This window comes from Brevibacterium sp. CT2-23B (assembly GCF_013168765.1).
Classification (GTDB): Bacteria; Actinomycetota; Actinomycetes; order Actinomycetales; family Brevibacteriaceae; genus Brevibacterium; species Brevibacterium sediminis.
The window spans coordinates 128,841-146,697 of sequence record NZ_JABBYK010000007.1 but is presented as its reverse complement, the minus strand read 5'-3'; the positions used below and the strand labels follow the sequence as shown (position 1 = coordinate 146,697).

Here is a 17,857-nt window from a genome sequence, read left to right as displayed (position 1 = left end):
CAGTATTTCTCCTTTTAATTGGTGATGGTGGTTCTATGGGTACCGGTGGCACCGGTCCCGGGCTGATGTGCAGATGGGTCTCCAGAATGGTCTCGGCGCCGCAGATACATGGCTATCGCTCCGGTCACAGGACCGGGTAGAAGAATGAGGAATGCGAACTGCCAGCTGGTGAGGTTCGCTGCCAGTGGTACTAGTTGGATGGTGAGAACGGTGATGAGGTAACCAACCGTGGTCTGAGCTGTCAGCGCCGTACCTACGTACCTCGCGTCGACGCTCTCACTCAACGCGGTGGAGAAGACTCCCGAGTCTGCGATAACCGAGGCACCCCAGATGATGAGGAATACGAGCATCAGTGGTCCGGCAACCGAGAACATGAACGGCGAACACAAACAACACAGGCCGCTGACAACAAGGGCAGACACCGCGGCCGTGCTGCGCCCGAACCGGTCAGCTAGCCATCCGCCGAGCAGGCAACCCAGCAGACCGGCCACACCAATCGCGATGAACGACCAGGTTCCAATCACATCGGGACCTGCCTCGCTATCAACGGAACGACGGCTGAAGAGGAGATAGGTTGGAAGCCACGTCCATAGTGCATAGAGCTCCCACATGTGTCCGAAATAGCCGAGGTTCGCAAGCAGCGGTGCTCGTGAGCGGAAACCCGCGACCGCGTATCGAGCTTTCGGACGGGCAGTCCGTTCTCTGCCTTTATCGTTTGGTCGGACCCAAGCCAGTGCAATTATTCCGGCGAGGATCGTGACCCCGGCAGCGATGAGCATGATCGACCGCCAAGGCAGTGACTGCGCGAGTCCGGAAATGAGATGCGGCATTCCCGAACCAAGGGTGAGCGCTCCGAGAAGTATGCCGAAGGCAATCCCCCGTTGACGGGGAGTGGTCCACGTCGCCATCACTTTCATACCGATCGGATAGACACCTGCGAGGCAGGCACCTGTGAAGAAGCGCAACATGATGGCCGTCCATAGGCCGTCAGCACACAGCGCGAGCAACATTGTGGCCACGCCGGCTCCGAAAGCAGAGACCCCCATGACCACCTGCGGACGGAACCGATCTCCGATGGTCAACAGCGCCGAGGTGATTCCTCCGGCCACGAACCCGAGCTGCACCGAAGCGGTGAGCCAGACTGCTGCTAGCGGACCGATCGCCCATTCGTCCTGCAGAGACGTGGACACTGCTGTGGCAGAAAACCAGACCGTCAAGCCCAAGACTTCGACTCCGGCCAGGAGCAGAATCTGCCGCCACTTCCTCACACTGGACTTCACTGTAGTTCGGTCACCTTAGGGGCTTCGCGTCCGGCAGCTCGGGTGCTAACGGTCGCATCGGCAGATGGCACACCGTCGCTTGTGTCGAGCACCACTGCCTTTCGGCGGTTTCCTCGGTGGGTCTCCGGTGCTGCTACCGTGGCAACGATGCTGACGATGCTCACACCGATCATGTAGAGCGCGACCAGCCAGGGGCGCCCGTCCGCGACCTGAAGCAGGTAGACCGCCAACACCGGGGATACGGCACCGGCGACGGTGGAGGCAAGCTGGTACCCCAACGAGGTCCCGGTGTAACGAACCTTGGTATCAAACATCTCTGACATGAAAGCTGCCTGCGGGCCATACATCGCGTCGTGGAAGACGAAACCGATGACAATTGCCAAGGCAATGAGGATGACGTTGCGTGTATCGAGCAGAGAGAACATCGGGAAGGCAAACAGACCCGAGGCAATGGCTCCGAACAGGTAGGTCCGCCGACGTCCGAATTGGTCGGAGAGCCAGCCGAAGAGCATCAGGGTGAACACGCTGACGACACATGCCACCATGACCCCGCCGAGGGCCACTTCATCGGACATACCCAAGGATTCGCCCACGTAGGTGAGAGTGAACACTGTGAGGATATAGAAGATCGCGTTCTGCGAGATTTTCACACCCGTGGCGACGAGCAGACGTTGCCACTGGGTGCGGAGCATATCCGCGACAGGGAACCTCGCAATGTCGTCATTTTCTTTGGCATGTGCGAAGTCCGGTGTCTCCTCCATCTTCAAGCGGATGATCAGACCAGTTGCGATCAATAGTGCCGAACCGAGGAAGCCGATGCGCCAACCCCAAGCGACGAAAGCTTCGTGGCCCAAAACGAAATTGGTGATCATGAAGACGGCGTTGGCCATGAACAGACCGACCGGCACGCCCACTTGGGGCCACGAACCGGCAAGGCCTTTCCTCGTTTCTGGCGCGTGTTCCACAGCGACGAGAACAGCGCCGCCCCACTCGCCTCCAACTCCGAAGCCCTGAATAACGCGCAAAGTGACAAGCAAGATGGGTGCCCATATCCCGATCGTCTCGAACGTCGGCAATACACCAATCAGAGTGGTTGCGCAGCCCATCATCATCAACGAGAGTACGAGCATCGACTTTCGCCCGATCCGGTCGCCGAAGTGCCCCATGACAATTCCTCCTAACGGGCGGGCAATGAAACCTGCGGAGAATGTCATTAGCGAAAGCAGTGTCCCTGTGGGGCCGTCGAAGTCTGTGAAGAACACCTGATTGAAGACGAGTGCCGCGGCGGTCCCATATAGATAGAAGTCGTACCACTCGATCGCGGTGCCGATGAAACTGCCCCATTTGGCGCGTCGGGCCATCTCTGGTGTCCGGGCGGATGGGGTTGTTGTTTTCGCAGTTGTCATATCCTGACCTCCTTGTCAGCCGGGCACTATTGGTCCCGGTTGGATGAGCTCCTAGTTGGAAGCGGGTGCGAAATTGAGAAGCATTTGTTTGAGCTGTTCGTCCCAAGTGGGACGAAGAGTGACTGGCAGCCCGACCCTTACGTCCGCAGGAGCGCAATCGAGGATCCTGGCCATCAACCGTGGTCCTTCCTCCAATTCGACGAGCGCGATGACATAGGGAACCTCTGCCGCCCACGCTGGATGCCCGGGCTTTTCGACAACGGTGAAAGTCCACACGACGCCCCTGCCAGACGCTGATATCCAGTTGAGGTCCTCCGACCAACAGGTGGTACATAGGTTGCGCGGATAGTGCTGCTGGTGACCACAGTCGCTGCAATGTTGGATGAGCATCTGCCCGTCATTGGCACTATCCCAAAACGGCTGAGTCAATGTCGTGGTCACTAGTCCTGGCCGTCGGGTCGCAGGGGTAGTGGTCTCAGTGGTCATTACTTCTCCCTTCCCAGAACGAGTGCAACTTCCTCACTGAGAGTCGCTCCGTTTCCGGTCACCAAGGCGAGTTTCGGATCAGCTATCTGACGGAGTTCGGCATCTCCACGCAATTGCAGGACCGCCTCGACCACGTGCCCCATGCCCCCGGCCAGATCGGCTTGCCCCGTCGATAGCTGTCCGCCATGCGGATTTATCGGCAGCGTGGAAGCGATAGAGAAGTCCGCTTCTTCCAACCACGGCCCGGCCTCACCTTTCCCACAGATACCTGCGTCCTCAATCGTCTCGGCAACGACGATCGAATAGCAGTCATAGATTGATAAGAAGTCAAGATCGGACGCAGTGATCGAAGCCATCCGATACGCATGGCCAATCGCGGATGCCAGCGGTGAGGTAGTCAACCTCGGCGCTTGAGACAGAGCACGATGCGTGATCATTTCACCGGCGCCAAGAAGCTGTACGGGATCGTGGGGCATGTCGAGTGCGCGTTCAGATGATGTGACAACGACGGCGGCTCCGCCGCCACAGGGCATGACCACCTCGAGGAGGTGTAGAGGTGACATCACCATCGGCGAAGCAAGCACATCGTCGATCGTGATCTCCTTACCGTGAAAAACCGCGTTCGGGTTGAGCATCGCGTTAGACCGTTGTTTGACCGGCACCTGTGCGAGTTGTTCTGCCGTGGTACCGAACTCGGCCATATGCGCTTGGGCGACCATCGCGTACGCCTGGTTCGCACCGCTGGCACCAAAAGGAACGTCGAACTCGCGAATCGGGTTACGATTCGGCGAGCGCGGCAAGCGCTCGGGATCCCGTGCATTACCAAGAACGCAAAGGACCGTGTCTGCCATGCCCGCTGAAATCGCCGCGGCCGCACGCCAGACCATCCCTGGCCCGCATGCTCCACCGAGATCCACGATGTCGGCGAAGCGCGGTTGAAGCCCGAGGTATTCAGCCACTGCTGCGGGAGCATGTTGGGGAGTCTCTCCGACCTGGGGACCGATCATCAAACCGTCGATACTATGAGGGGTCAGCCCTGCGTCGAGAACGGCAGCGCGGCCGGCCCTCGCGATCATCTCCAGACTTGTCACCCCTGGAGTTGTGCGCCGAGGCGGAAGTTCGTGGGCTCCAACGATCGCTGCGCCCTTCATGCGAATTCGCTTTCTCGGTTTTCTGCCAGCAAATGGGCACCTGGAACATTGGCCGTATTACGTAGTTCCGGTGCAATAGTCAGTGATGCTCCTGTAACTTTGATGACTTCGTCTACGCTGAGACCGTCGGCCACCTCACGGAGGACAAGCCCGTCATCGGTAACATCCATAACTCCGAAATTCGTGATCACCATGGAGACAACTCCGCATCCCGTCAGCGGCAATGTGCACTCTTCCAGGATCCGGTGGTCACCGTTCTTGGTTAGATGCTCCATGAGGACGATGACGCGCTTGGCGCCGTGGACGAGATCCATCGCTCCCCCGGGACCCTTGATCATCTTTCCGGGGACAGTCCAATTGGCCAGATCTCCTGTGGCCGAGACCTGCATACCACCGAGGACAGTGACATCCAGTTTGCCGCCACGGACCATGCCGAAACTCATTGCAGAGTCGAAATATGCCGCTCCTGGCAGCACGGTCACGGTTTCCTTACCAGCGTTGATGAGCTTGGGATCCGCTTCATCCTCATACGGGTATGGCCCGACACCGACGATCCCGTTTTCGGAATGCATGACGATCTCGAGACCATCAGGAAGGTAATTCGGTATGAGGGTTGGCAGACCGATACCGAGGTTGACATATCCGCCAGAGGGTAGTTCCTTCGCCGCACGTGCAGCCATATCATTACGAGTCCAGACCATGTTTCAAGCTCCTTAATGTGGTGGTTACAGGGTCAAACGGCCGCACGAGGGCGGGTTCTCAGCTTCTCGATCGGGAGTTCGTCGCGCACTTCTGCGGTCTGAGCGATAACCCGATGTACGTAGATTCCGGGTATGTCGACATCATCGGGGTCAATCTCTCCAGGCTCTACAAGCTCTTCAACCTCCGCTATCGTGATGCGACCACAGGTGGCGACAACCGGGCTGAACGCCCTCTCCGCCTTTTCGAAGACGAGATTTCCGTGCCGGTCACCTTTGGCTGCACGCACCAGTGCAAAGTCCGGAACAATCGCCTGTTCGAGTACGTAAGTCAATCCCTGACCGAAATGATCGAACTTGCGAGTTTCCTTCGCTGGCGACTCAACAATCACTTTGCCTGAGGAGTCGTAGCGCCAAGGCAGGCCACCGTCCGCTACGACGGTGCCGACCCCGGATGCCGTGTAGAAGCCGGGGATCCCCGCACCGCCGCACCGCATACGTTCTGCGAGAGTGCCTTGCGGGGCGAATTCCAGTTCGAGCTCACCGCTAAGATACCGCCGGGCGAACTCCTGGTTCTCTCCGACATACGAAGCAATCATCCGGGTGATCTGACCGGTTTTTAATAGCTCTCCCAGACCCCAATCGTCGACTCCGCAATTGTTCGAAATGATCTCGAGGTCACCAACCCCAAGGTCCCGAAGGGCGCGTATCAAAGTAATGGGCACTCCGACTAATCCGAACCCTCCGACTGCGACTGATGCACCGGCGGGAATGTCCGCGACGGTATCTGCAGCAGATGAGTGCACTTTGTCCATAACGTGTGGTCTCCTTCGACATCGTCATTGATCCGACTGAGGAAGACGCTACGAGTCACTAGCGTTTTCGGTCACTGCTTGGAAACGCAGACTTCGACTCAAGAGATTGAAGAATACGCAAAACTGCACTTCAGAGGGCTATATTTGTCTTGAGCTAACCATTTTGTCGCCGACATTCACGGTCGTTTCCACGTCCGCAGAATTTCCCGCAACCTTCACTCGGTTCGGGCGTACAGCCTTCACGACCGAGCAGGTCAAACCCTGGCCTGTCTGGCTTCATCACACAATGCGCGACTGAAATCGACACAAGGCAAATTCAACGAGCTCGTCTAATTCCGAGCGTCGGCAGAGGACGATGCCGCAGAAGGGCCCGGCCCGCGAGATACGAATTCGGCTCGCTTGCCGGCTTCAATCTTTCCGACACCTTCCGTTATCGAGGAATTCTGGTCGCTGACTTTGAAGCTCATACCGCTAGGATTGATCGCCACGATCACACGCGCTGGGATGAACGCACACCGGCGTATTAGGTTTCCTCGGCTATGCTCCAACGAACTCTCGGATCGTAGACAGTTCACGCCGGGCCTGCGACAACCCCATCCGGTGAGCGGCTGCGAGCCGAGAGAGTTCGCGGGTGCTGTTGTCGACTGGCATGCGGTCGGGGACGAAGACGTGGGCCTTGCCCTCCGCTTCCAACTCAAAGATGCGTTCACGGGTCTCGTTATAGCGCTTCCACCGTGTCAGCAGCGCATCAGCCAGGGCCGGATACTTTCGGAAGATGCCTCTGTAGACCGCAGGGAATCGCTGCGGCACCTTCTTGTACCCACGCTCCTGCGTGAGCACGATGACGAACTTCTCGAAGCCCTCGCGCTGCGCTTGGCTCAGGGCGATGCCGCCGTCCTCCCCCATCGCACCGTCGACATAGACGTGTCCGTCGAGGTGCACCGGTGGCATGACAATCGGCATTGTCGATGAAGCCTGCACGCGGATCATCAACTCGTCGATATTCGGGGTGTCCTTCTTCGACCAAACTGCCTCTTCGCCGGTCTCGGCGTCGAAGGCGATGATCCGCATATCGCCGGTGCTTGCCTCAAAGCTGTCCCAATCGAACGGCAATGCCTCGTCGGGTGCACCTGCTCGCTGGTAGATGTACTCGCCGTGGAACATGCCTTTGCCGCGAGCGAAGTACCGCCACCCGCCGAACTCTTCTTCTTTGGCGAACTCGACGAACGATCGACGCACTCGCCACTTGTCACCGGACAGGTAGTTCCCTGCAGTGGACGCTCCGGCACTGATGCCAGCGACCCAGTCAAACGACAAACCCTCGTTGAGCAGGACGACCGCCATGGCGCTGGTGAGTGAAGCTCGCATCCCACCGCCTTCGAAGATGAGTGCGGTATCGCTGATTCGCGTCGTGGTCGAAGGTTCCGTCATGCCCGTCATCTTAACGGTGATCATGCAATCGCATTCTTTTGCCTTTACGGCGGGCCACTTCGGTCTAATATGCATTTCGCCACGTTGTCCCTCGCCCCAACTACCGATATGCCTCCTGGTCAGAGAGCTACCGTCAACCATCACTCTCCTTAATGCAAACGGCGCACAAGCAAAAACTTTTGTGAAGTGCTTCACATTTGCGCTCTCAGCTTTTAGGGTCGAATCACAATGTGGGGAGCCTTCCCACATATGAATGCAAAGGAGCATCAGCATGGGCACATATCTGCAGAATGAATCCGTATTCACCTGGGCCGCACCGCCATTGAAATTCGGAAACGGATCCCTCAGCGAGCTCTACTCAGACATCAAGGCATTCGGCGCGCAGTCGTGCCTCATCATCACGGACACTAACGTGCGCGCCACAGGCATACCCGATGACGTTCTCCACGAACTCCAGAACGAAGACATCTCGACCGACATCTTCGACGAAGTGGGAATCGAACCGACCAACGAAAGCATCGACTATGCCGTGCAGTGGGCGCGACAGAAGGACTGGGACTGCTATGTCGCCATCGGCGGCGGATCCGTGATCGACACAGCGAAAGCCGTCAATCTGCTCACAACCCACCCTGGCGAACTCCTCGACTACGTGACGCCGCCTATCGGCGAAGGCACCGCTCCCTGGCTGCCGCTGAAGCCCCTCATCGCCGTGCCGACCACTGCAGGCACCGGCTCCGAATCAACGACGATCTGCGTCATCGACTTTCTGGACATGCACCTCAAAGCCGCGATCAGTCACGCCCGACTTCGCCCGTCCATGGCGATCGTCGATCCGCTGACCACCGTGTCCCTCCCCTCCCAGGTCACTGCGGCGAGCGGAATGGACGTCCTCTCACATGCGCTCGAAAGCTACACCAGCGTTGCCTTCGATGCGAAGCCGGCCCCCGACGATCCGACGAAACGCCCGGCCTTCTGCGGGTCCAACCCCATCAGCGACATCTGGTGCGAACAGGCACTTAAGCTGGTGGGCCGCAACCTGCGCAAAGCCGTGATGAATGGCCGCGATATCGATGCGAGAAGCCAGATGGCCCTGGCTTCGGCATCTGCCGGAACCGGGTTCGGCAACGCCGGCACCCACCTCCCCCACGCAAACGCCTACCCGATCGCCGGCGCGGTTGAGAACTACCAGGCCGAAGGCTATCCGGAGATGGTCATGGTCCCACACGGCCAAGCCGTCTCCTCAACCGCTCCCGCAGTCTTCCGCTGGACCTACCCGGCCGACCCCGACCGCCACCTCCGCGCCGCAGAGCTGCTGAGCGGTCAGACATTCACCCGCACCGACGGCGCCGAGGCGCTGGCCCATGTGCTCACGGAGCTGATGCACGACATCGATATGCCGAAGGGACTGCGCAGCTTCGGCTACACCGAAGACAACATCGACGAACTCGTCGATGGGACCCTCAAACAGACGCGACAGATGGCCGTCGTGCCCCGTCCGGTCACACGCGAGGCACTGACAGGAATCTTCCGGGAGTCATTATGAACTCGAACCCTCAGCCAACCGACGTCAGCTCTTTTACGAAGAAGGACATCCGCGTCGTCATGATGTCCTGCATCGTCGGGACCACAGTCGAATGGTACGACTTCTTCCTCTACGGAATGGCCGCCGGGCTTGTGTTCAACAAGCTCTACTTCCCCAGTGACGACCCCCTCATCGGCACCATTCTCGCCTTCGCCAGTTTCGCCGTCGGATTCGTCGCGCGACCCGTCGGCGGACTGGTCTTCGGCCATATCGGTGATCGGGTCGGACGGAAGAAGACTCTGGTCACCACCATGATGATCATGGGTATCGCCACATTCCTCATCGGCGTCATCCCCACCCACGCGATGATCGGATTCGCGGCTCCCCTCCTCCTCGTCATCTGCCGCATCGCTCAAGGTGTCGCCGTCGGCGGCGAATGGGGCGGAGCCGTGCTGATGGCGGTCGAGTACGCATCAAAAGGCAAACGCGGCCTCTATGGCAGCTTCCCTCAGATCGGCCTCGCGGTCGGTTTGGTCCTCGGCACAGGTGTCTTCGCGTTCCTCGGCAGGGTGATGTCCGATGCTTCATTCCTCAGCTGGGGTTGGCGAGTCGCCTTCATGTTCAGTGCTGTGCTCGTCGGCGTCGGCCTCTTCATCAGGCTGAAGGTGATGGAGACACCGGCCTTCGCCAAGCTCGAGAAGGCAGAAGCTCGCGCAGTCATCCCCGCCGTGGAACTGGCCAAGGACAGGCAGAGTCGACGCAACATCATTCTGGGAATGGGCGCGCGCTGGGCCGAAGGCGTCGCGTTCAACCTCTGGGCCGTATTCATCATCACCTATGCCACGTCGAGCCTGGACGTCAGCCAGGGAACGATCCTGACCGCGGTCATGGTCGGCGCGATCATCATGGTCGGAGTCATCCCGCTCATGGGTCGGCTGTCCGATCACTTCGACCGACGGCGCATGTACGCTCTCGGCGTCGTCGCGCTGGGCATCCTCACCTACCCGACGCTGCTGCTCATTGGCACCGGAAATCCGCTGCTGATCTTCATCAGCATCGGCCTCGTACTCGGTGTCGTCTACCCGGTCGTCTATGCCCCGGAAGCCTCGCTCTTCGCCGAGCTGTTCCCCACGTGGACCCGATACAGCGGAATCTCGGTCGTCTACCAGATCTCTGGAATCGTCGCCTCCGGGATGACGCCGCTCGTCCTCTCCTATCTTCTCCGGGAGAGTGACGGACATATCGGGTCGATCGTGGCCTATGTCCTCGCCGTTACGGTGATCAGCGGGGTGTCAGCTCTGCTGATCCGACGCACAGACATGTTCACCGAAGACACGGAAGACGACAAGCACCGTGAGCGGTCTCACAAGGCGCCTGTCGGCCCCTGATAAGCTCACCACCATGGCGAATGGGCATCCAGCAGGCACTCAGGCCGTCGGTCGTGCGCTGAACATCCTCAAGCTTCTGGCCGGCACCGAGGCGGATCTGCCCCTCTCCTCCATCGCTGAGGAGTTGGGGCTGTCCTCCGGAACGGTCTACCGCATTGCGAAGGCGCTTCTTGCTGAGGGCCTCATCGCCCAGAACCCGTGGAACGACGCGTATTACCTGGGCAGCGGCGCGGTGCTCCTCGGCCAGGCGGCGCAACGGAGCTTCGGTATCGATAAGATGATCCCGTTCTTGGAACGGCTCAACGAGATGACCGAAGAATCAGTCAATCTCGCCATCCGCGATGGCGGTGAATCGGTCGTCATGACCCGCGTCCAGTCCACCCTCCCCCTGCGCTTCGTGCAACGCGTCGGTGCACGATTCCCTCTGTACGCCACGGCCTCGGGCAAAGTGATCCTGGCATTCTCGGACAATGCAGACGAGTACTTCGACTCACTTCCCGATCGGCTCGAACCGGTCACAGCGAACACTCTGGGCACTCGCGACGATGCCCGGTCCGCCGTGCGTGCCACACGCGAACGAGGATTCAGCATCGACGATCAGGAGAACGTGGACGGAGTTCGCTGTGTCGGAGCGCCGGTCCTCGATGCGACTGGCCAAGCGCAGGCCGCCATCGTCATCCAGGGACCGACAGTGCGAATGGACGACGCCCGCCTCATCACATTGGGTGCCGATGCAGTCCGAGCGGCACAGGAGGTCTCTCGGTTCTTGCCCGTCGACCATCCGCTCTCCATGTGAGGAAGACTCCTCAGTCGACTGACCTGCGCTTTGTCGACGGTCAGAGGCCTCACCTATAGTCGACTTGGGGCACCGCAGAGCGCCCCACTCAGTTACAGAGCACCAGGTCAAAGGAGACTCAATGCGTTACGTCGTCGGAATCACTCTGGACAGACGCGACAGAGATGCCGTCTCTTTGGCCCTCACTCTGGCACGCTCCGTCGTTGCCCCGCACAGTGTCGCCATCGAACTCGTCCATGTTATTCGCGGGCCGCAGCCCGACCATGCTCAGTCAGCTCAGGAACGCGAGTTCCAACAGCTGCGCAAGGACTCAGCGCTGGAGGGTCTCGCCAAGGTCAGCGACCTCATTCCCAAGTCGATCAGGTCCACTGTCACCGTCCACTTCGCTGAATCGATGGCTGAAGGCCTGCTCGAAATCGCGTCCACCGCGCCTTGCGACCTCATCATCGTCGGCGCAGCCAGCCGCGGCCCGTTCCGCCGGTTCACGGTGGGGTCCGTCGCCAATGCCCTGCTCCACTCGGCCTCCGTGCCGGTGGCCCTCGCACCGTCGGGTTACCTCCCTCCGAGCAGACTGACACGACTCACCTGTGCGATGGGAACACGAGTCGGTGCCGACGCAGTCCTCGACGTGTCCGTCAGCTCATCGGTCCGACACGACGTCCCGCTGCGACTCATCTCACTCATCGGCTTGGACGCGTCCCCGAACACACCGGACGGACGGTCTCCCGCCGACCACGCGCGAGCGCTGCTGTTGAGCGCGTCCCAGCAGGTCGACGACGCGGTCGAAGTCATGGTCGATGTCGCCCACGGGCGGTCCGTCGACTCCGCGGTCGAAAGGCTGAGCTGGGACAACAGCGAGATCGTCATCATCGGTTCCAGCCGGCTGGCACAACCGAAGTCGCTGTTCCTCGGTGCCACGGCCAAGAAAATGCTCCGCAGCATTCCCGTCCCGATGGTCGTCGTCCCCCGCTACCCGGTCGGATACGACAAAAACTCGAACACATTGGCACTGTAGGCCCACACCGCAATGACTCCAGATCCCGACATGGACCACCACCGCGACCATGCGCAGCTCAGAGCCCCTATCGAAATCTCACCGAAGTCGAAAGAGCCGCTCTATCGGCAGCTCCGCAAGGCGCTCGAACACCAAATCCTCTCCGGCACGTACAGCCCCGATGTGCCGCTTCCGTCATCGCGGGATCTGTCGCACGAACTCGGACTCTCACGCAATACCGTCAACGCCGCTATCCAGGAGCTTGTCGCCACCGGACTCATCGAGGCCCGACCGCGCAGCGGGCACTTCGTCAACAGCAGACTGCTCGCCGATGCTGCTGCCGTCAGCGCCGGCACCCGCCGCATGACCGGCCCCATCGATTGGGAACAGAAGATCAGACCTGTCCGCGACATCCACCTCCCGGAGATCACGAAGACGAAGAACTGGCAGACCTACCCATATCCATTCGTCGCAGGTCAGGTCGATCCGGAAGAATTCCCCCGGCTCGCCTGGGCAAAAGCCCTTCGCACCGCCATGGAACCCGAGCATCTTCAGTACTCTGTCCGCGACGCCATCGACGAAGACGATCCGCTGCTGGTCAAGCTGCTGTGCCAGCGCGTTCTGCCGAGCCGCGGAATCCATGTCGATACCGAGAACGTCCTCATCACAGCGGGTTCCCAACAGGGGCTCGACCTCCTGGCACAGCTGCTCGTCGGCCCGGACACCACGGTCGGCGTCGAAGATCCCGGATACGTCGACGCCAAACATGCCTTCGCCCGCGTCGGCGGCCAGCTGTTCCCCCTGAAAGTCGACAATCGGGGCATGATCCCACCGTCCGACCAGCTTGACCTCGTCTACGTCACCCCCAGCCACCACAGCCCCACCAACGTCACTCTCGATTCGTCGCGTCGAACTCAGCTCCTGACACACATGCGTGACACGGACTCCCTCATCATCGAAGACGACTACGATTCGGAGTTCCGCTACCGAGGCAAACCCACCCCAGCCCTCAAAGCCCTGCCCGGTTCCGAGCACGTGATCTACCTGGGCTCCTTCTCCAAATTCCTCGCTCCAGGCCTGCGACTGGGCTACATCGTTGCGGAGCCCGAGCTGATCGAGCGTATGCGCCGCCACCGTCGCTATTCCATCCGCCACGTCCCCGGACACACCCAACGCGCCATGGCGCTGCTCATCGAATCCGGCCAGTACCATCGAACGATCTCGCGTCGCCGCACCCAGCTGCGCAAGAAATGGGAAACCCTCACGGCCGCCCTCGACGCCCACCTTCCCTGGTCCGTTCCCTTCCCTGCCGGCGGGGTCAGCGTCTGGATCCAAGCGCCCGCGCATCTCGACGCGAGCATCCTCGCTGACGAGTGCCTGCGTCGAGGCGTCGTGATCGAACGCGGCGATCCGTTCTTCCTCTCCCCCGACTCCCACCGGAACAACTTCAGACTCGGCTTCGCAGCCATCGACCTCGAATCCATCGAACCCGGCGTGCGAATCCTCGCCGAGGTGCTCGACTCGGTTCTCGGAGACCGCTGAACCGCCACTGACATCTGGCACCAAAGAAGTCGTATCGGACTGGGTCTTCATTGGGAACCAGATAGTAGCGATAGTGATGTCAGGCGCTCCAACGACGGAGTTGCCGGAGTCGGGACGTCTCGACGTGCCGACCCAGACAGTTCGAATGGAGGGTTCGCGTGACGATCTCGGATTATGCAAATCGTGCCCAGCAGCATCTTTTCCCCCACTTCACCACCGGCAGAGTGTGGAATGACGAAGATCTTCCGATCATCGTCGAAGGGCACGGAAGTTACCTCATCGACGAACGAGGCGACCGGTACCTCGATGGTCTGGCCGGCCTGTTCTGTGCGAACATCGGCCACGGGCGACAGGATATTCCCCGGGCCGCCTATGAGCAGATGAGCAAGCTCGCGTACTGGACGAACTGGGGTTCGGCCCATCCCGCAGCCGTGGATGCGGCGACCCGCATCGCCGGTCACGCCCCGGGCGACCTCGACACAGTGTTCTTCGTCAATTCGGGGTCCGAGGCCGTTGAGTCCGCTGTGAAGTTCGCCCGCCAGTACCATCGTTCCCAGGGACAGTCCCAGCGCACCAAGATCATCGCCAGGGACATGGCCTACCACGGCACCACCCTCGGCGCCCTCGCCGTCACGGGCATCCCCGCCTACAAGGAGCCTTTCGGCGAACTCATGCCCGGAGTCTTCCACGTGCCGAACACTTTGGGAGAAGAGGTCCCGGCCGGAGGCACCGCCGCCGACCTGCCCTCGATCCAGGCCATCAGAGAACTCATCGAACGGGAAGGCGGAGACACCTTCGCCGCGCTCTTCGCGGAGCCCGTCCAGAACTCGCGCGGAGCACTCGTACCGCCGGAGGGCTACTGGCAGGAGCTGCGGAAGATCTGCGACGAACACGGAATCCTCCTCGTCGCCGACGAAGTGATCACCGGGTTCGGGCGGCTGGGCGAATGGTTCGGTTCGATCAAATTCGACGTCGTGCCCGACCTCATCACCTTCGCCAAGGGGTCGACCTCGGGCTACATGCCCCTCGGCGGAGTCATCATCCGCAAGCCGCTCGCAGAGGCCCTTCTCGACTCGCCCGATGCCGGAACTTTCACCCACGGGGCCACCTGGGGTGGTCATCCGGTGGCCACCGCGGTCGCCACCGCCAACCTCATCGCGCTGGAAGAGGAGAATGTCCCCGGCAACGTCCGCAGCCTCGCACCCTACTTCCAGAACGGCCTCGATCGGATCACCGACTCCTATCGCTGCATCAGGGAATACCGTGGCACCGGGTTCTTCTACGCCATCGAGATGATGGCCGACCGAGACACGGGTGCCGAACTCACCCCCGATGCGTCGAAGAAGGTGCTCACCGAGGTCATCCCGAAGGCGATGAAGGAAGTCGGGCTCATCACCCGCCCCGACAACCGCGGTGCGACGATGCTCGTCCTCTCTCCGCCTCTCGTCGCTGACCAGGCCGTCCTCGATGACCTGCTCGACAAGGTCGACCACGTCATGGGGTCTGTCGACAAGCACCTCGGCGTCTCCACGCTGTCGGCTGCGGTCTGAGGATCGACCGATGTTGAAGACGCCGGCAGCTCGCGACCGCACTGCGGCCGAGACCACCGTCGAAGCCGAGCTCGAGTCCGTCTCGATCGACTCGATGCTCCTCGATCGGGTGCTCGACCTGTGCGGAGAGGGACCACGGCCGAGGATCGTCCTCGCCGAGTCTCACGACGAACGTGTCCTTCGCGCTGCCGGCGCCCTCGCCGAGGCGGGCGTCCAACCCGTCCTGATCGGCGACGCCCATGAGGTTCGCCACCGTGCGAAGCAACTGGGCATCGCCGCTGCCGACGGATGGTCCGTCGAAGACCCGGCGAACCTCGCGGCCGGTCCAGCCGGCGAACGAATCCGATCCAGCGCGCAGAGGAAGCATCCTGAACTGGCCGCGCAATGGCTGACCGACCCTGTCTTCCTCGCCGCTGCAGCCGTCAAAGAAGGATTGGCTGAAGCCGCCGTCGCCGGCGCGGATCGGCCCACCGCCGATGTCATCCGGGCGGGATTGGCCGTCGTCGGTCTCACTCCGGATGCGCCCCTGCTCAGCTCCTCGTTCCTCATGTGCCTGCGCGACGGACGTTACCTGGGATTCGGCGATTGCGCGGTCATCCCGGTCCCCGATGACCAGCAGCTCTCAGCGATCGCTGTCGCCACTGCACACACGTTCACAGCGATCACCGGCCGGGCACCCTCCGTGGCGATGCTGTCGTTCTCAACAGCGGGATCGGCTCAGCACTCCGACATCGATCGGGTCATAGCAGCGACCGAGCACATCCGTCGCAGCCACCCCGGCCTCGATGTCGACGGCGAGCTCCAATTCGACGCTGCCATCGTCGAATCCGTGGCGAAGTCGAAATGCCCAGAATCCGCTGTCGCCGGTCATGCGAACGTGCTCGTCTTCCCGAACCTCGCCGCCGGCAACATCGGATACAAGATCGCCGAACGCCTCGGCGGAGCACACGCCTACGGCCCGCTGCTCCAAGGACTCGCGGCCCCGATCAACGACCTCTCCCGGGGGGCGAGCGTATCCGACATCATCAACGTCGGCCTCATCACGTGCCTGCAGGCGCTCACTCCTGCGATCGGTGACCATCGCGGGACGAAATCCACTGCCCAAACCTTCACAGAGAAGTGACGAAAGTAAGGTGCCATGTCGAAGTCAATAGAGAATCCGACCGAGAACGTCGCCGCCGCGCCACCTGGAGCACACGGTGAACAGCCGGAGAGGATGGCCAAGACGCTCAAGCCTCGCTGGGTCTTCGCCATCGCTCTGGGCTCGGCGGTCGGATGGGGTGCGTTCATCCTTCCCACTGACTGGCTGGCGATGGGTGGCCCCTTAGGCACCCTCGTCGGCTTTGCCCTCGGCGCCGGCCTCATGCTCATCATCGCCGTCAGCTACGGCTTCCTCATCCGCACCTTCCCCGTATCCGGAGGTGAGTTGGCCTACGCGCTCATCGGCTACGGACGCGTCCATGCCTTCTTCGCCGGCTGGTTCCTCACACTCGGCTACGTCTGCATCGTCGCGCTCAACGCTTCGGCATTGGCTCTGCTGTTCCGCAAGATCATGCCTTCGGTCATGGAGCAGGGGTACCTGTACACCGTCGCCGGCTGGGATGTCTATCTGCCGGAGATCGGCGTCTCGATCACCGCGCTCGTCGTCTTCGCCATCCTCAATATCCGCGGCACCGCACTGTCGGGTCGGGTCCAATACTGGGCCTGTGTACTCATGATCATCGCAGTGTCTGCGATCATCATCTCCGTCATCGCGAGCCCGACGACCCATCTCTCGAATATGTCGCCGGCACTGCCAGATGGTGTCAGTCCGGTGGCCGCGATCATCGCCATCGTCGCCATCGCCCCGTGGGCATTCATCGGCTTCGACAATGTTCCCCAGGCTGCTGAGGAGTTCGACTTCTCTCCGGCCAAGGCGCTACGCCTCATCGTGCTCGCCATCCTCACAGCTGCCGCCCTCTACATGGCGATGATCGTCTCGGTCTCCATGGCCGAACCGTGGCAGGCACTGGCAACTTCCGGTTCCGCGTGGGGAACGGCAGAAGCGATCACCGGCGTCATCGGCGGTTCGGGCCTCCTGCTGCTGGCCATCGCCATCACGATGGGTGTGAGCACCGGCCTCAACGGCTTCTACGTCTCGGCCAGTCGCGTGCTCATGGCCATGGGCCGCGCACAGATGATCCCGCCGATCTTCGCCCGCCTACATGCGAAGCACAAGACCCCGCACATCGGGATCATCGCCGTCCTCATCGTCTGTCTCATCAGCCCTTGGTTCGGCAGGGCGGCTCTGACCTGGGTCGTCGACATGTCCTCGATCGGTGTGACCATCGCCTACCTCTACACCTGCCTGTGCGCCTTCCGGATCTTCCGCCCCACTCGTGAGGCTCAGGACCCAGAGGCTCTCCCGGGAATGTACTCGACGACGAAGAAGGTCCTGTCCGGTGTCGGAGCGGTCATTGCGATCATCTTCATGCTGCTCCTGCTCATCCCGGGCTCGCCCGGTGCGCTGGGACCGCAGTCGCTCATCGCCCTGGCCGTCTGGATCGTCATCGGTGTCGTGTTCTTCCTCTCCCGTATCCGGCACAACAGGAAGCTCACCGACCTGCAGGTCGATCGTCTCGTCCTCGGCGACGAGCGTCCCGCCGTCACTCGGTTCAGCGAAAGCGCTCAGCTGCGCCGCGAGGGACGCCTGACCAAGGTGGGCTGAGTATCGTCCGTGCCCCGCAACAGCATAGTGGTCGGCCCGCTGCCAGGATTCACGGCAGCGGGCCGACCGCCGTCATCTGACCGTTCGCCGA

15 protein-coding genes are annotated in these 17,857 nt (G+C 61.2%); 8 read left to right on the top strand and 7 right to left on the bottom strand.

Annotation, left to right across the window (positions count from 1 at the left end):
• Positions 1-14: 14 nt before the first annotated feature.
• The 7 genes from HIM68_RS17360 to HIM68_RS17330 form a co-directional block, all read right to left on the bottom strand.
• The gene (locus HIM68_RS17360) at positions 15-1,280 is read right to left on the bottom strand and encodes an MFS transporter (protein WP_216657239.1); all 1,266 of its coding nucleotides are present in this window, start codon (positions 1,278-1,280) and stop codon (positions 15-17) included.
• Positions 1,277-2,686 (bottom strand): MFS transporter, encoded by a 1,410-nt coding sequence (locus HIM68_RS17355; RefSeq protein ID WP_172174618.1) that lies wholly within the window; start codon positions 2,684-2,686, stop codon positions 1,277-1,279. The genes HIM68_RS17360 and HIM68_RS17355 overlap by 4 nt, the downstream gene beginning before the upstream one ends.
• Positions 2,687-2,737: 51 nt before the next feature.
• Positions 2,738-3,172 (bottom strand): Zn-ribbon domain-containing OB-fold protein, encoded by a 435-nt coding sequence (locus tag HIM68_RS19380; protein ID WP_172174615.1) that lies wholly within the window; start codon positions 3,170-3,172, stop codon positions 2,738-2,740.
• On the bottom strand, positions 3,172-4,131 hold the full coding sequence (locus HIM68_RS17345) for a thiolase family protein (RefSeq protein WP_216657237.1): 960 nt from the start codon (positions 4,129-4,131) through the stop codon (positions 3,172-3,174). The genes HIM68_RS19380 and HIM68_RS17345 overlap by 1 nt, the downstream gene beginning before the upstream one ends.
• Positions 4,132-4,319: 188 nt before the next feature.
• On the bottom strand, positions 4,320-5,024 hold the full coding sequence (locus HIM68_RS17340; protein ID WP_172174609.1) for a CoA transferase subunit B: 705 nt from the start codon (positions 5,022-5,024) through the stop codon (positions 4,320-4,322).
• A gap of 32 nt (positions 5,025-5,056) precedes the next feature.
• Positions 5,057-5,836: a CoA transferase subunit A gene (locus HIM68_RS17335; protein WP_172174606.1), complete on the bottom strand. Its 780-nt coding sequence runs from the start codon at positions 5,834-5,836 to the stop codon at positions 5,057-5,059.
• 537 nt (positions 5,837-6,373) lie between these two features.
• Positions 6,374-7,267, bottom strand: a complete 894-nt coding sequence (locus HIM68_RS17330; protein ID WP_253904032.1) for a patatin family protein — start codon at positions 7,265-7,267, stop codon at positions 6,374-6,376.
• A gap of 271 nt (positions 7,268-7,538) precedes the next feature.
• On the opposite strand from HIM68_RS17330, the gene HIM68_RS17325 reads away from it, so the two are divergent.
• The 8 genes from HIM68_RS17325 to HIM68_RS17290 all read left to right on the top strand — a co-directional run bounded on the left by HIM68_RS17325 (position 7,539) and on the right by HIM68_RS17290 (position 17,766).
• Positions 7,539-8,810 carry a hydroxyacid-oxoacid transhydrogenase gene (locus HIM68_RS17325; protein ID WP_172174603.1) on the top strand — a complete coding sequence of 424 codons (1,272 nt, stop codon included), beginning with the start codon at positions 7,539-7,541 and terminating at the stop codon, positions 8,808-8,810.
• Entirely contained in the window at positions 8,807-10,177 is a 1,371-nt protein-coding gene (locus tag HIM68_RS17320) for an MFS transporter (protein ID WP_172174600.1), read from the top strand. The genes HIM68_RS17325 and HIM68_RS17320 overlap by 4 nt, the downstream gene beginning before the upstream one ends.
• A gap of 13 nt (positions 10,178-10,190) precedes the next feature.
• Entirely contained in the window at positions 10,191-10,973 is a 783-nt protein-coding gene (locus HIM68_RS17315) for an IclR family transcriptional regulator (RefSeq protein WP_172174597.1), read from the top strand.
• A 121-nt stretch (positions 10,974-11,094) separates the two neighbouring features.
• Positions 11,095-11,988 (top strand): universal stress protein, encoded by an 894-nt coding sequence (locus tag HIM68_RS17310; protein WP_172174594.1) that lies wholly within the window; start codon positions 11,095-11,097, stop codon positions 11,986-11,988.
• A gap of 12 nt (positions 11,989-12,000) precedes the next feature.
• The gene (locus tag HIM68_RS17305) at positions 12,001-13,509 is read left to right on the top strand and encodes a PLP-dependent aminotransferase family protein (RefSeq protein ID WP_216657236.1); all 1,509 of its coding nucleotides are present in this window, start codon (positions 12,001-12,003) and stop codon (positions 13,507-13,509) included.
• 158 nt (positions 13,510-13,667) lie between these two features.
• On the top strand, positions 13,668-15,059 hold the full coding sequence (locus HIM68_RS17300) for an aspartate aminotransferase family protein (protein WP_172174591.1): 1,392 nt from the start codon (positions 13,668-13,670) through the stop codon (positions 15,057-15,059).
• Positions 15,060-15,069: 10 nt separating this feature from the next.
• Positions 15,070-16,182, top strand: coding sequence for a phosphotransacetylase (locus HIM68_RS17295; protein WP_216657235.1), 1,113 nt, complete (start codon positions 15,070-15,072; stop codon positions 16,180-16,182).
• Between the two features lie 15 nt (positions 16,183-16,197).
• Positions 16,198-17,766: an APC family permease gene (locus HIM68_RS17290; protein WP_172174588.1), complete on the top strand. Its 1,569-nt coding sequence runs from the start codon at positions 16,198-16,200 to the stop codon at positions 17,764-17,766.
• Positions 17,767-17,857: the final 91 nt, after the last annotated feature.

What these genes read in the sequence shown, in the direction of transcription:
- HIM68_RS17355 (WP_172174618.1), bottom strand. Translation starts at nt 2,686, where the DNA reads ATGACAACTGCGAAAACAACAACCCCATCCGCCCGGACACCAGAGATG.
- HIM68_RS19380 (WP_172174615.1), bottom strand. Translation starts at nt 3,172, where the DNA reads ATGACCACTGAGACCACTACCCCTGCGACCCGACGGCCAGGACTAGTG.
- HIM68_RS17340 (WP_172174609.1), bottom strand. Translation starts at nt 5,024, where the DNA reads ATGGTCTGGACTCGTAATGATATGGCTGCACGTGCGGCGAAGGAACTA.
- HIM68_RS17335 (WP_172174606.1), bottom strand. Translation starts at nt 5,836, where the DNA reads ATGGACAAAGTGCACTCATCTGCTGCAGATACCGTCGCGGACATTCCC.
- HIM68_RS17330 (WP_253904032.1), bottom strand. Translation starts at nt 7,267, where the DNA reads ATGACGGAACCTTCGACCACGACGCGAATCAGCGATACCGCACTCATC.
- HIM68_RS17325 (WP_172174603.1), top strand. Translation starts at nt 7,539, where the DNA reads ATGGGCACATATCTGCAGAATGAATCCGTATTCACCTGGGCCGCACCG.
- HIM68_RS17320 (WP_172174600.1), top strand. Translation starts at nt 8,807, where the DNA reads ATGAACTCGAACCCTCAGCCAACCGACGTCAGCTCTTTTACGAAGAAG.
- HIM68_RS17315 (WP_172174597.1), top strand. Translation starts at nt 10,191, where the DNA reads ATGGCGAATGGGCATCCAGCAGGCACTCAGGCCGTCGGTCGTGCGCTG.
- HIM68_RS17310 (WP_172174594.1), top strand. Translation starts at nt 11,095, where the DNA reads ATGCGTTACGTCGTCGGAATCACTCTGGACAGACGCGACAGAGATGCC.
- HIM68_RS17305 (WP_216657236.1), top strand. Translation starts at nt 12,001, where the DNA reads ATGACTCCAGATCCCGACATGGACCACCACCGCGACCATGCGCAGCTC.
- HIM68_RS17295 (WP_216657235.1), top strand. Translation starts at nt 15,070, where the DNA reads ATGTTGAAGACGCCGGCAGCTCGCGACCGCACTGCGGCCGAGACCACC.
- HIM68_RS17290 (WP_172174588.1), top strand. Translation starts at nt 16,198, where the DNA reads ATGTCGAAGTCAATAGAGAATCCGACCGAGAACGTCGCCGCCGCGCCA.